The organism is Sphingomonas horti, assembly GCF_009753715.1.
In the GTDB taxonomy this organism is placed as follows: domain Bacteria; phylum Pseudomonadota; class Alphaproteobacteria; order Sphingomonadales; family Sphingomonadaceae; genus Sphingomonas_B; species Sphingomonas_B horti.
Map to the genome: position 1 here is coordinate 426781 of NZ_WQMS01000013.1, position 13540 is coordinate 440320.

At 66.0% G+C, this 13540-nt stretch carries 14 protein-coding genes; 6 read left to right on the plus strand and 8 right to left on the minus strand.

Annotated features, from left to right (window positions below; translation table 11 throughout):
* Positions 1-103: 103 nt before the first annotated feature.
* The 4 genes from fabG to GON01_RS11620 form a co-directional block, all read right to left on the minus strand.
* Positions 104-844, minus strand: coding sequence for a 3-oxoacyl-[acyl-carrier-protein] reductase (gene fabG / locus GON01_RS11605; RefSeq protein WP_157027502.1), 741 nt, complete (start codon positions 842-844; stop codon positions 104-106).
* A gap of 10 nt (positions 845-854) precedes the next feature.
* Complete coding sequence (gene fabD, locus GON01_RS11610; protein ID WP_157027503.1) at positions 855-1787, minus strand: ACP S-malonyltransferase; 933 nt, start codon at positions 1785-1787, stop codon at positions 855-857.
* 30 nt (positions 1788-1817) lie between these two features.
* The gene (locus GON01_RS11615) at positions 1818-2729 is read right to left on the minus strand and encodes a diacylglycerol/lipid kinase family protein (protein ID WP_198159844.1); all 912 of its coding nucleotides are present in this window, start codon (positions 2727-2729) and stop codon (positions 1818-1820) included.
* 166 nt (positions 2730-2895) lie between these two features.
* Complete coding sequence (locus tag GON01_RS11620) at positions 2896-4083, minus strand: aromatic ring-hydroxylating oxygenase subunit alpha (protein WP_157027504.1); 1188 nt, start codon at positions 4081-4083, stop codon at positions 2896-2898.
* 63 nt (positions 4084-4146) lie between these two features.
* Here GON01_RS11620 and GON01_RS11625 point away from each other — a divergent pair, with 63 nt between their 5' ends.
* The 5 genes from GON01_RS11625 (at position 4147) to GON01_RS11645 (ending at position 8109) form a co-directional block, all read left to right on the plus strand.
* Positions 4147-5892 carry an N-acyl-D-amino-acid deacylase family protein gene (locus tag GON01_RS11625; RefSeq protein WP_157027505.1) on the plus strand — a complete coding sequence of 582 codons (1746 nt, stop codon included), beginning with the start codon at positions 4147-4149 and terminating at the stop codon, positions 5890-5892.
* A gap of 614 nt (positions 5893-6506) precedes the next feature.
* On the plus strand, positions 6507-6884 hold the full coding sequence (rpsF, locus tag GON01_RS11630) for a 30S ribosomal protein S6 (RefSeq protein ID WP_157027506.1): 378 nt from the start codon (positions 6507-6509) through the stop codon (positions 6882-6884).
* 4 nt (positions 6885-6888) lie between these two features.
* A complete protein-coding gene (gene rpsR / locus GON01_RS11635; protein WP_046347832.1) occupies positions 6889-7113 on the plus strand; it encodes a 30S ribosomal protein S18 in 225 nt (74 codons plus the stop codon).
* A gap of 12 nt (positions 7114-7125) precedes the next feature.
* Positions 7126-7734: a 50S ribosomal protein L9 gene (gene rplI, locus GON01_RS11640; RefSeq protein WP_157027507.1), complete on the plus strand. Its 609-nt coding sequence runs from the start codon at positions 7126-7128 to the stop codon at positions 7732-7734.
* 162 nt (positions 7735-7896) lie between these two features.
* Entirely contained in the window at positions 7897-8109 is a 213-nt protein-coding gene (locus GON01_RS11645; protein ID WP_157027508.1) for a hypothetical protein, read from the plus strand.
* Positions 8110-8112: 3 nt separating this feature from the next.
* Here GON01_RS11645 and GON01_RS11650 read toward each other — a convergent pair whose 3' ends face one another.
* From GON01_RS11650 to folE, 3 genes are all read right to left on the minus strand, one after another.
* The gene (locus tag GON01_RS11650) at positions 8113-8853 is read right to left on the minus strand and encodes a DUF4336 domain-containing protein (RefSeq protein WP_157027509.1); all 741 of its coding nucleotides are present in this window, start codon (positions 8851-8853) and stop codon (positions 8113-8115) included.
* A gap of 134 nt (positions 8854-8987) precedes the next feature.
* Positions 8988-9110 (minus strand): hypothetical protein, encoded by a 123-nt coding sequence (locus tag GON01_RS17210; RefSeq protein WP_269748900.1) that lies wholly within the window; start codon positions 9108-9110, stop codon positions 8988-8990.
* Positions 9111-9259: 149 nt separating this feature from the next.
* On the minus strand, positions 9260-9871 hold the full coding sequence (gene folE / locus GON01_RS11655) for a GTP cyclohydrolase I FolE (protein WP_181600061.1): 612 nt from the start codon (positions 9869-9871) through the stop codon (positions 9260-9262).
* Positions 9872-10032: 161 nt separating this feature from the next.
* On the opposite strand from folE, the gene GON01_RS11665 reads away from it, so the two are divergent.
* Positions 10033-13044 (plus strand): TonB-dependent receptor, encoded by a 3012-nt coding sequence (locus GON01_RS11665; RefSeq protein WP_408640919.1) that lies wholly within the window; start codon positions 10033-10035, stop codon positions 13042-13044.
* Positions 13045-13166: 122 nt separating this feature from the next.
* On the opposite strand, the gene GON01_RS11670 is transcribed toward GON01_RS11665, so the two are convergent.
* Positions 13167-13540, minus strand: a 374-nt coding sequence (locus GON01_RS11670; RefSeq protein ID WP_181600062.1) for a M10 family metallopeptidase C-terminal domain-containing protein, incomplete at its 5' end; no start/stop codon positions are given.

Sequence of the window (13540 nt, forward strand, 5' to 3'; positions counted from 1 at the left end):
TTCCAACCCCTTTGTCACCCCGGACTTGATCCGGGGCCCATCTTCCAGCTGAGCCAACGCAAGATTCGGTGCATGCCGGATCAACTCCGGCATGACGGGTTGATCAGATCATCGCCATGCCGCCGTTGACGTGCAGCGTCTGGCCGGTGACGTAGCTTGCTTCCCTGCTGGCGAGATAGGCAACCGCGGCACCCACGTCCGCGCCTTCGCCCAACCGGCCGGCGGGAATGCGGGTGGTCAGCGCGTCCTTCTGCGCGTCGGGCAAGGCGTCGGTCATCGGCGAGGTGATGAAGCCGGGCGCGACGCAGTTGACGGTGATGCCGCGGCTGGCGAGTTCCTGCGCCAGCGCCTTGGACATGGCGGTCAGCGCCCCCTTGGACGCGGCATAATTCGCCTGACCCGGATTGCCGGTCGCGCCGACGACCGAGGTGATCGAGACGATGCGGCCGAAGCGCGCCTTCATCATCGGCTTGGCCGCGGCGCGGCAGAGACGGAACGCGGCTTCGAGGTTCACGCGGATCACCTGATCCCATTCCTCGTCCTTCATGCGCAGGATCAGGTTGTCGCGCGTGACGCCGGCATTGTTGACCAGAATATCGAGCTTGCCCCCCAGCGCATCCACCGCCTGCGGAACCAGGCCGTCGACAGCAGCGGCGTCGGACAGGTTGCACGGCAGCACGACCGGATCGCCCCCGATCCGCTGCGCGACGTCGCGCAGCGCATCCTCCCGCGTCCCCGAAAGCGCCACCCGAGCCCCCTGCCCCGCCAACGCCTCCGTAATCGCCGACCCGATACCCCCGGACGCGCCGGTCACGAGTGCAGTCATTCCTTCCAGGCTGAACATGTTCTTCTCCTCAGAGGCTCTTCGCAAGGGTCTCGATGTCGTCCATGCTGACGACGCTCACAGCCTCTGCGTCGGGGGTGATGCGTTTGATCATGGGGGCGAGGACTTTGCCGCCGAGTTCGACGAAATGGTGGACGCCTGCTTCCTGCATCGCGAGGACGCTTTCGCGCCAGCGGACGGTGCCGGTGACCTGATCGACCAGCAGGCGCTTGATCTCGGCCGGATCGGCAATCGGCGCCGCGGTTACGTTCGCATAGACTGCGACCAGCGGCGCGCGCAGGTCGGCCTTCCCCAGCGCGTCGGCCATGGCGTCGGCGGCGGGTTGCATTAGCGGGCAGTGGAAGGGCGCGGAGACCGGCAGCGGCATCGCGCGGCCGCCCGCTGACTTCACCAGCTCCGACGCGCGCTCGATCGCGGCCTTGTGGCCGGACAGCACGACCTGCCCCGGCGCATTGTCGTTGGCGACCGTGCAGACCTCACCCTGCGCCGCCTCCGCCGCGATCTTCGCGACCTGTTCGAAGTCGAGCTTCAGGATCGCTGCCATCGCGCCCTCGCCGACCGGCACCGCCGCCTGCATCGCCTGCCCGCGCAGCCGCAGCAGCTTGGCGGTCATGGTCAGGTCGAGCGCTTCGGCCGCGCACAGGGCGGTGTATTCGCCCAGCGAATGGCCGGCGACGAACTCGGCCTTGTCGGCCAGCCGCACGCCGCCTTCGCGCTCCAGCACGCGCAGGGTCGCGATCGCATTCGCCATGATCGCCGGCTGGGCGTTCTCGGTCAGCGTCAGTTCGTCCGCCGGGCCTTCGCACATCAGGCGGAACAGGTTCTGGCCCAGCGCCTCGTCGACTTCCTGAAAGACTTCGCGGGCGGCGGCGCTGGCATCGGCGAGTGCCTGACCCATGCCGACCACCTGACTGCCCTGCCCCGGAAAGATGAATGCGCGCATGTCTCTGACCCTCGTTGAGAAGGGCGCCGGTTAGGAAGCTGACGGCTCCGATGCAAGCGGCGCGATCAGCTTCAGCGCCTTGGGGCGGATGCGGTAGACGAGCGGCGTCTCCAGCACCATCGCCTCGCCGTCCGCGGCCACGTGCAACCGGACGCGCGGGCTGTCGATCCGCGCTTCGCAACCAGAAACCACGATGAAGTCCCGCGCCTGGTCGAGCCGGCCGAGCAATGCCCGCAGCATGGCCTTGGCCAGCCCGAAGCGGCTGCCCGCCTTAATCGCGTAGAGATAGAGCTTGCCCTCATCGAGCGAGGCGCGGGTGCCCAGCCCGAACAGCCCGGTTTCATAGCGGTTGTTGCCCACGAACAGGATCGGCGTTTCCAGCCGCGCCGTCTCGCCGTCCGCGCTGATCCGCAGCCGCCATTTGGACAGTCGCCAGACCGCCCGCCCCGCCGCGCGCGCCATCGCCGGCCATTTGCCGCGGCCCAGATGCTCCTGCTGCCGCTCCCGATCGCGCACCATCAGCGGGTAAAGGCCGACCGAGCTGTTGTTGACGAACACGCGGCCATTCACTTCGGCCAGGTCCACGTGGCGGACATGGCCGGCGGCGATCACGGCGACGGCCCCGTCCAAGTCGGCGGGAAGGCCCGCGTCCTTGGCGAAATGGTTCAGCGTCCCGAGCGGGAGAACGCCGAGCGCGATATCGACATCCGCCAGCAGGCCAGCGACCGCGCCTACCGTCCCGTCGCCGCCGCCGACGACGATCGCATCCACCTCGCCGCTCGCGACCAGCGCTTCAGCCCTGCGATGCAGCGCTTCGGGCTCCAGCGCCTCTATGCGCACGCCGACGCCGGCTGCGCGAAACCCCTGCTCCACCTGCTGAACCAGGTCCGGATTCTTCCGAAGCGCGCCGCCGGAACAGTTCAGCAGGACGGCGAGCGTCACATGATGCCCCTTCCCGTTCGTCCCGAGTAGGGATCGAATAGCGCCGAAGGCGCGTAGCGAGAGCCCGTATCGAGGGAGCGTATCCCTCGATACGTCGCCTCGATACGCTGCTGCGCAGCTACTCGACGACTACTCGGGACGAACGGGGACAAATGAATAGACGCGGTCACACCGCCTGAACCGGTGCGCGGCGGCTCCAGCCCGGCGCGGGCGGTTGCGGCAAGCGCGCCTCCGGGATCAGCCGCCGCAACTTGCGCGCGAAGCTGCGCAGGCAGACTTCGCTTTCCCCGAGCGGGCCGGCGACATAGCTGGGCGAGGCCATGCCGGCCTGCACGCGCTCGATCAGCTTCGTGTCCTCGGCATTGACCTGCCGGTTGATCCGCCAGTTCAGGTGGCGCGCCGCGCGCATCTCGCGGCGATCGTCGGGCAGCGCGTAGCTGATCTCGCGGATCGTCGTGGTGGTCGCGGATGTCGGCAGGAACTGCATGAAGTCGACCTGGTCCGGGTAGATGTCGAACGCGACGTTCGGCCAGAGCTTGTAATAGAGCCACAGCCGCTGCTGTGCCTCGGGCAGGTGGGCGACGCGCGGCAGGAAATGCTGGTAGGCGCGCTCGCTGGGGTTGGCCGAGGGCCGCTCGACCAGCAGGCCGGACATGCGGTCGACATGCGCGTTCGCCTCGATCTCGTAGGATCGCCCGAACAGCCGCGTCAGGCCGGGATGGCCGACGGGGATATGCAGCCCGTCCGAATAATTGTCCGCGATCGTCTTCCAGTTGAGCGCGCGCGGACGGAGCGTCACGCGGCCGATCGGCTGCAGCTCCTCGAAGCGATAGGGCGCGATCTCGTGTTCATAGGGCGCCATCATCTCGGCGACCGTGGGGACACCGGGCTCCAGCGTGACGAACACGAAGCCGCGCCACGCCTCCATCGCGATCGGGAACAGGCCGAGCTTCGACTGGTCGAGGCCAGGATACTGCGCCTTCATCGGCACGCCGGCCAGCCGCCCGTCGAGATCATAGGTCCAGGCGTGATAGGGGCAGACCAGCTTCTTCGCGCAGCCGCCGGTGCCGTCGGTCAGGCGCGAGCCGCGGTGGCGGCAGACATTCGCGAACGCCCGCACCGCGCCGTCGTCGCCGCGAATGACGAGCACGCTTTCGCCCAGATAGTCGAGGCTGCGCCACTCGCCGGGGCGGGCGAGCTCATTCATGTGGCACACGACCTGGGGCGCCGCACGCAGGAAGCGCGCCGTCTCGGCCTCGAAGAACTCCGGATCGCGGTACAGCCAGCCGGGCAGCGACAGATGATCGTCGGGATCGACGTCTAACGAAGTGATTCGGACGGGCTCGGCAGTCATACCGTAACGTCTTAGCGTCTCGCGCGCGTGCGTGATACTGTGCGCGAAAACCGGGAGAGAGCGATGCACGATCTGGTCATTCGCGGCGGGACGGTGGTCGACGGGTCGGGCGGCGCGCCCTTCCGGGCGGACGTGGCGATCGACGGCGGCTTGATCAGCGCGGTCGGCCAGATCCCCTCCCCTGGCCGCGAGGAGATCGACGCGGCGGGCAGGATCGTGATCCCCGGCTTTGTCGACATCCACACCCATTATGACGGTCAGGCGACCTGGGACGCGGAAATGGCGCCCTCGTCCTGGCACGGCGTCACCACGGTCGTGATGGGCAATTGCGGCGTCGGCTTCGCGCCGGCCGCGCCCGAGCGGCACCAATGGCTGATCGGCCTGATGGAAGGCGTCGAGGACATTCCCGGCACCGCGCTCGCCGAGGGCATGACCTGGGATTGGGAGAGCTTTCCCGAATATATGGCGGCGCTGGAGAAGCTGCCGCGCACGATCGACGTCGGCTGCCACGTGCCGCACGGCGCCGTCCGCGCCTATGTGATGGGCGAGCGCGGCGCGCGCAACGATGCGCCGACCGAGGCCGAGATCGCCGAGATGTCGCGCATCGTCGAGGAGGGCTTGCGCGCCGGCGCGCTCGGTTTCTCGACCAGCCGCACCGTGATCCACAAGTCGGTGGACGGCGAGCTCGTCCCCGGCACCACCGCGACCGCGGAGGAGCTGATCGGCATCGGCCGGGCGATGGCGCGCGTCGGCCACAGCGTGTTCGAAATGGCGTCAGACCTTCAGCCCGAATGGAACGAGTTCGGCTGGATGGAGAAGCTGTCGAAGGAAACCGGCCTGCCGGTCACGTTCGCGATGCTCCAGTCGCCGCTGAAGGCGATGCACTGGACCGAGCAGATGCGCTCGACCGGCCATGCCAACGACAATGGCGCGAACGTCGTCGCCCAGATTTCGCTGCGCGGCACCGGGATATTGATGAACTGGCGCGGCACCGTGCACCCGTTCCGCCTGCGCCCGAGCTGGCAGGCGATCGCGGAGCTGCCCTGGCCGGAGCAATATGCCCGCCTGTCCGACCCTGCATTCAAGGCGCAACTGCTGGCCGAGGACAATCTGCCGGCGCCGCACCCGGACATCGCCGCGCTGCTGATGATCGTGACCGGCGGCTGGCACATGCAATTCCCGCTGGGCGAGGTGCCGAATTACGAGCCGATGCCGGAGGAAAGCATCGCGGCTCTCGCCTCAGCGCAGGGCCGCAGCCCGGCCGAGATTGCCTATGACATGCTGATGGCGGACGAGGGCAACGGCTTCATCTACCTGCCGCTGCTCAACTACGCCGACGGCAATCTCGATTTCGTCCGCGACCTGCTGCTGAACCGCGACGATATCGTCATCTCGCTGTCCGACGGCGGCGCGCATTGCGGCACGATCTGCGACGCCGCCTCGCCGACCTTCCTGCTCCAGCACTGGGTCCGCGACCGCGCGCGCGGCACCATCCCGCTGGAACTCGCCGTCCGCCGCCAGTGCCGCGACACGGCTTTGCTGTACGGCCTTAACGAGCGCGGCCTGCTCCGCCCCGGCTACCTCGCCGACCTGAACGTGATCGACCTCGACGCTCTCGCCCTTGAAAAACCCTACCTCGCCTGGGACCTCCCCGTCGGCGGCCGCCGCCTACTGCAAAAAGCCCGCGGCTATGTGGCGACGGTGAAATCGGGCGAAATCACCTTCCGCGATGGGAAGCTACAGCCGGCCCGGCCGGGCAAGGTCATCCGCGGCCCGCAAGCCGAGCCGATGGCGATCGCGGCGGAGTAGATTCGAAGGGCAAACGTTAGTGGGCCTACTAGTCTTTCTCGCTTGCTATTTGCTTGCCGCCATTCTGATTGGACGCTTCGGTGCGAGTGCAGCGCGCGCGTGGTTGAGGTACACCTCGTTATTGATCGCGGCGTCTATGCCGACATTGCTTTGGCTCGCGCTTTCTGTGCGAGATGCGGTCTTATTTGGGCGTCCTGTTTTTGATTTGACGAGCGAAAGCGGCCGATTTGCTTTCTATGTTGGAGGAACGATCGCGCTCGGGGCCACTCCGCTCTGGCTCCTGGCTGGCTTGATAGGGATGTGGGAGAAAAGGCTGCAGACTAAACGCGAGCCGAAGTAATGCGTCCTCGACATGTGCCTGAAGGGCGCTACTCGGTCTCTACACGGGACGAACGGAGATAGGTGAGCGCCCCCTTCTGTGGTAAACCGACTCACGAGGGACGCAGGGCTCCCGCCCAGCATCCCCGCCGGCCTTGCGTTCGAGACTGATTTCGTGCATTGGCCGCTTCCGGGGTGGAGAGCCAGTCTCTCCGCCCCGCTTAGCATTGAGACGACAGCCGGAGGGGCGTCCGCATGGGGCGGCGTCAGCGATCGGCCAACATTGAAGGACCAACATGGCTCTTTACGAGCACGTGTTCCTTGCGCGCCAGGATCTGGCGCAGGCGCAAGTGGACCAGCTGGCGGAAGCCGCCACCAAGATCATCGAGGACATGCAGGGCAAGGTCGTCAAGACCGAGACCTGGGGACTCCGCAACCTCGCCTACCGGGTCAAGAAGAACCGCAAGGCGCATTACGTGATGCTCGACATCGACGCGCCGGCCGGCGCCGTCGCCGAGCTTGAGCGCCAGACCGCGATCAACGAGGACGTGATCCGCTACATGACCGTCCGCGTCGACGCGCATGAGCAGGGCCCGTCGGTGATGATGCGCAAGAGCGAGCGCAGCGAAGGCCGCCGCCGTGATCGCGGCGATCGCGACGAGATGGGAGCTTAATCAGATGGCACGTCCCTTTTTCCGCCGCCGCAAGAGCTGCCCCTTCTCCGCGAAGGATGCGCCGCGCATCGATTACAAGGACGTCCGGCTGCTCCAGGGCTTTGTGTCCGAGCGCGGCAAGATCGTTCCCAGCCGCATCACCGCGGTTTCGGCCAAGAAGCAGCGCGAGCTCGCCCAGGCGATCAAGCGCGCGCGGCACCTCGGCCTCCTGCCCTATATCGTGAAGTAAGGAACCGCCCACATGGACGTCATTCTGCTTGAACGCGTCGAAAAGCTGGGCGCCATCGGAGACGTCGTCTCCGTGAAGCCGGGCTTCGCGCGCAACTATCTGCTGCCGCGCAAGAAGGCGCTGCGCGCCAACGAAGCGAACCGCAAGGTCTTCGAAGCCAACCGCGCCCAGATCGAGGCCGACAACGCGGCCCGCAAGGCGACCGCGGAAAAGGATTCGAAGGGCGTCGACGGCAAGTCGGTCACCCTGATCCGCCAGGCGTCGAACACCGGCCAGCTGTATGGCTCGGTTTCGGTGCGCGATATCGCCGAGGCGCTGCAGGCCGACGGCGTGAAGGTTCAGAAGAACCAGATCGTGCTCGACAAGCCGATCAAGGCGATCGGCGTGAACACGGTCAAGGTCGCGCTGCACCCCGAGGTTTCGGTCAACATCACCGTCAACGTCGCCCGCTCGCCTGAAGAGGCCGAGCTGCAGGCGCAGGGCGTCGACGTGATGGCCGAGATGTTCGAAAAGGACGCGGCCGGCTTCACCGAAGCGTTCGACCCGAACGCGGAGCCGGGCGACATCGCCGCCGCCACCGCGGCTCCGGCTCCGGCCGAAGGCGAGGAAGCCGCGGCTTGAACTCCTTCGTCACCCCGGACTTGATCCGGGGTCCACCTTGTTTTCGAAGAGAGGTGGATGCCGGATCAAGGCATGATGGCAGAAGACGAAACAGGGCTCCCCTCCCCAGGAGGCGGAGCCCTTTTCTTTCGCGCTCGTTGGTCCCGCCGAAGGAGATCGACGATGCGCGACAACAGCGGCAGCGGCAAAGGCAAGAACAATGTCCGCGACCCGACCCTGCGCGACGTGGAGCAAGGCACGGCCGAGCCTCACGACACGCCCCGGCGCAAGCGCGAGGACCCGGACGACAAGGCCGACAATGCGAGCGCGCTCGGCGGCCACGTCGCCACGCGCTCGAACACGGCGCCGACACCGGAGGAAGAGCGGACGCAGTAGCGCCTAAAGCGCCCAGCGGAAGGCGCGCTTCAGCTCGACGGTGCCGTCACGGTCGTAGCATCGGCCATGGGCGAGGACGATCTGCTCGGGCGCCCAGTCGATCATTCGGCGGACGGCACTCCGAAGCGTGCGCTTGTGGCGCCAGAAGCTCAGCTGCATGTCGATCGGCGCCTTGCCGTCCGGATCAGCCGCGCCCGACCATCTGACCAGCGCCCGCAGCCACCGCGGGCGGATACGCCGCGGCTCGAAATTCTCGATCAGATCGGTCAGGATCAGTGTCCGCGACGGGCGATGCAGGAAATCCACTTCGGTCAACAGCCCGCCGGGCACCAGCAGCTGATCGATCACTTCCGTCCATGCCGGATCGGGCGCGTCGCCGAGCACCCGGTGCGGCGGCAGCGGCCGCTTCGCCGCTTTGTCGAGGCCGGGCGCGGCGTGCAGCTGCGCCTCGGGAAAGCGCGCCGCCCAATCCGGTATCCACCAATAATGAAGCGTGTTCGGCGCGATCAGGTGGCGGACCGGCCCAAACGCGGCGATGCTGGCGGCAAGTCCCTGGTCGAACGCGATCGGCGAATGCAGCCACAGGCCGCCGTCCGGCAGCCGCACCACGGTCATCCGCGTCGGGAACGGCAGCTTCAGCCCGAGATAGTCCATCGCGATCTCGGGGCCGTCGACGATCCACACCGCGTCGGCGAACGGCTTCGGGACGTTCAGCGGCGCATAGGGGACGAACGCGTCAGCCATTCATGGAGCGCGGCTCAGCTGCAGGCTACGACGGCGAACAGCGTGGCGGCGAGTGACGTCAGGGCGACGGCGACGGGAACGGCCTTGGCGATCATGGCAGTGCAATGATCGAGGCGGTGCTCCGGTTGCGCCCGTTACGCCGCGTACATGTACAGCGTCGAGAACAGGGCGGTCAGCGAAGCCATGAGCGGGATGATGTTCCTGAGCATGAACGCCGGATAAACGATTCGCGGAAGCACTGCTGTGAAGTGCGACACAGGCGCGAAATCGGGCGATGGCTGCGACGAAGGTGGCGCGCTGATCGACCGATCTGGACCAGTCACCCTCGACTTCGCCCGGGATGCGCGAATTTGGTCGCCCCGCTCCGCTCGGCCCGAGCGACGTCGCGGGGTATTCCAGCTCGCTCTCAGCACCCCATCAGCGCGAGCACTTCCTTGCGGCTTCGTTCGTCCTCGCGGAACACGCCCATCATGCGGCTGGTGGTCATCACGACACCCGGCGTGCGCACGCCCCGCGCCGTCATGCAGCTGTGGCTGGCCTCGATCACCACGGCGACCCCTTGAGGATGAAGATTGTCCCAGATGCAATCGGCCACTTCCGCCGTCAGCCGCTCCTGCACCTGCAGCCGCCGCGCGAACCCGTGGAGGACCCGGGCAAGCTTCGATATGCCGACCACCCGGTCCTTAGGCAGATAGGCAATATGCGCCTTGCCGATGATCGGCGCCATGTGGTGCTCGCAATGCGACTGGAACGGGATGTCGCGCAGGATCACGATCTCGTCATAGCCGCCGACTTCCTCGAACGTGCGGCTCAGGTGGATCGACGGGTCCTCGCCGTAACCCTGGCAATATTCCTTCCAGGCGCGGGCGACGCGGAGCGGCGTGTCCGTCAGCCCTTCGCGATCGGCGTCGTCCCCGGCCCAGGCGATCAGCGTGCGCACCGCTTCGGCCACCTCGCGCGGCACCGGGATCTTGCCCTCGGTCTCGATCAGATCGCCGTCTTCCAGATGATCGCCCACGCCGTCCCGCCCTTTGTTGCTCCCGCGCTCGATATAGGCGGCGATCGCGCATGCGCAAATGACGCTACGGCACGCGCAGTCAGTGCGGCACAAGCGCCACAATCGGCAGAAATCCGCGATTCCTGCGGCGATCTTTTGTTGACCAAAAAGAAACAATCCGCATGATCCCGCCTCTGGAGGCGCAACAATGCGTCCGCGGCCTGCACGGCAGCTATTGGGAGGGGATGCTCATGACGCGGAAATTCGACCTGCTCGGTGCAACAGCGCTGGCCCTGCTGACGGCCCCGGCCGTAGCCCAGGACACGGCCACGCCGCCTTCGGGCGCAGCGGCATCCGCGGCCGCTGGGGACCAGGGGATCGCCGACATCATCGTCACCGCGCAGCGCCAATCGGAGGCGCTGCAGAACGTGCCGATCGCCGTGTCCGCCTTCACGTCCGACAATCTCCGGCAGCAGCAGATCAACTCGACCAGCGATCTGCAGCTGTCGCTGCCGAACATCACCTACACCAAGAGCAACTTCACCTCCTCCTCGTCCTTCAACATCCGCGGCATCGGCGACCTCTGCGTCGGCGTCACCTGCGACGCGGCGACCGCGGTCCATGTCAACGACGTGCCGGTGCTCGGCTCGCCGATCTTCCAGAACGAGTTTTTCGACGTCGAGCGGATCGAGGTGCTGCGCGGGCCGCAGGGCACGCTGTTCGGCCGCAACGCGACCGGCGGCGTCATCAACTTCATCACCGCCAAGCCCGACCTGACCGGCATCCACGCATCGGGCGAGGCCGAATATGGCAATTACCAGAGCATCCGCGTCAAGGGCATGTTCAACCTGCCCGTAGGGGATACCTTCGGCATCCGCCTCGCCGGCTATTATCTGAACCGCGACGGCTTCACGAGGAACCTGTTCACCAACAACCGCATCGACGGGCGCGACCAGTACGACATCCGCGCCTCGCTGCGTTGGGAGCCGAGCGCCGACACCACCTTCGACGTCGTCGCCCATTATTTCCGCGAGAATGACGACCGCTCGCGCATCCAGAAGCAGCTCTGCCACCGCGACCCGACCGGCGTGCTCGGCTGCCTGCCCGACCGGCTCGGCTTCGAGCAGGTGAACGGAGATGCCACTCTGGCGTCGATCCTGACCTCGAGCGAGTTCCTGCGGCTTCGGTCCAACACCGCGCCGCTCGCGCCCTTTGCGCTCGGGAGCATCTACCAGACCGACGGCGACTCCTACACGGGATATGTCAATCCGCCCAACCTGCGCACGGTCAACATCGACTCGCTGCCGCGCTTCCGCACCAACGAGAAACAGGTGCTGCTGAGCTTCAACCAGGTGCTGGGCTCGCTGAACCTGAAGGTCGATGGCGGCTATACGCAGGGGCGGACGGATTCGACGGTCGATTATAATATCGGCATCGAGCGGTCCTACGCGACCAATCCGGGCCTGAACGCCTTCAACGCAGTTGCCGGATCCGGCGCGCTAGGGCCCGGCTACCAGGCGATCCGCAACTTGCTGATCCCGAACGGACCGAGCTCCCTTTGCCAGTCGACAGCCGAGGAAACCGGCACCGGCGTGTTCGGCGGTCACTCCGTGTGCGCGCCGACCAGCCTCGATTTCGACCGGTCGAATGCGCACGGCCATCAGTGGTTCGGCGAAGGCATCCTGACGTCGAAGTTCGACGGCCCGCTCAATTTCCTGATCGGCGCCGGCTATTTGGACTATACGGTCAAGGACAACAGCTACTATGTGAACTCGTTCGGGCTCGATTACGCGGCCGGCCTGCTCGGCGGCGGCTCCGCCTATATCGCGACGCCGTTCTATCGTAACAATTCGGTGCTCTACCATCTGAAGAGCTACGGCATCTTCGGCGAAGCTTATTGGGATATCTCCGACCGGCTGAAGCTGACCGCCGGTCTTCGCTACAACCATGACGACAAGCATTACGAAGCACGCACCACGCTGCTGAACTGTCCGGTGCCGCTAAGTGCGACCAATGCCTATGCGGAGCCCACTTTCGCCTGTTTCGATGCCGATCCGGCACGGACCGGCAACCAGCCACTTGCAATCAACGACGTGACATTCGGGCGGTTGACGGGCCGTGCCGTGCTCGACTTCCAGATCACCGACCAGAACCTGCTCTACGCGTCCTACTCGCGCGGCTATAAATCGGGCGGCATCAACCCGCCCCTGCCCCCCGGGTTCAACGTGCCGCTGTCGTTCGGGCCGGAGACGGTGAACGCGTTCGAGATCGGCTCCAAAAACACGTTCCTCGACGGAACGGTGCGCCTGAACCTCACCGCCTTCTATTATCAGTACAAGCAGCTGCAGCTGAGCCGCATCGTCGCTCGCACGTCGGTGAACGACAATGTCGATGCGAACATCTACGGCATAGAGGCGGAAGCAATCATCCGCCCGTCGCGCTCGGTGCTTGCGAATTTCGGCGCCAGCTTCCTCAGGACGAAAGTCTCGTCCGACAAGCTCCTGGTAAACCCGCAGGATGTGTCGGGCGGACGCTCGGACGCCGTCATCATCAAGGATATCACCAACGCATCCAACTGCGCGGTGGTGGCGAACAGCGGCAATGCCGCCGTATCCAACGGTTTCGTGAACACGATCAACGCTGGGCTGAACGCCGGCGCGTTCGCCAGCCCGGCCTTCCCCAACGCCGCCGGCGGTGGGCTGCAGGGCACGACTCCGATCCCCGGCACCAGCACGACCGGCGCGTTCAGCGTCTGCTCGGTCCTGGCCGCTGCGGCGGCTGCGACGCCTGCCGCGGGGGTGACGGTGCTGGAAGCCGGCGTGCCGGTGAACATCCGCGGCAACAACCTGCCGCAGTCGCCGCACTTCAAATTCTCGGCGGGCCTGCAATACACGGCGGACTTCTCGAACGGCTGGACGCTCGTTCCGCGCGTCGACTTCAACTATACCGGCGGCTATTACGGCAGCATCTTCGGCAACCCGATCAACCGCATCCAGGGCTACGAGGTCGTCAATGCCCAGGTGCAGCTGAACGGCCCCGATGATCGCTATTTCGTCCGGCTGTTCGTCCAGAACCTGACCAAGAACAACGCGATCACCGGCCTCTATGTGACAGACCAGTCGTCAGGCCTGTTCACCAATGCCTTCACGCTGGAACCACGCCGCTACGGCATCGCCGCCGGCTTCCGCTTCTAAGCACCGGTTCCGTCCCTGGCCCGCGCGACACGCTCGCGCGGGCCCTTCTTGTTCAGAGGCAGATTGCCCGAGATCGCTGCCGCCGATTCCGCGTCGCCGACTGCCCGTCTGGAGATCGGACGTCAGATGACGAAGAAGTCCGTCGATGACAGCGCCGCGTGCGGCTGCAACGTCGCAAAAAGCGTGGCCGACGCGCCACCACGGCCGTCGGCGTCGTAGAATAGACTACCGGTCGCCTGATCGAAGATGATGCGATCGCTGGAGTCCGCTGCCGCGGTCCCGATCGTAAAAGCATCCGCCGAAAGGCTGCCGACAGCCAATTGCGTGAATATTGCGTTTTCCAGGTGGATTTTGTCGGTTCCACTGATGAAGTCGGTTAGCTGGTCGACATCGCCCTGGCCGATCCGGGTGTTGAACACGAAGACATCGTTCCCTTCGCCGCCGGTCAGCTTGTCGCGGCCGAGTCCGCCCATGAGGGTGTCGGCGCCGCCGTTGC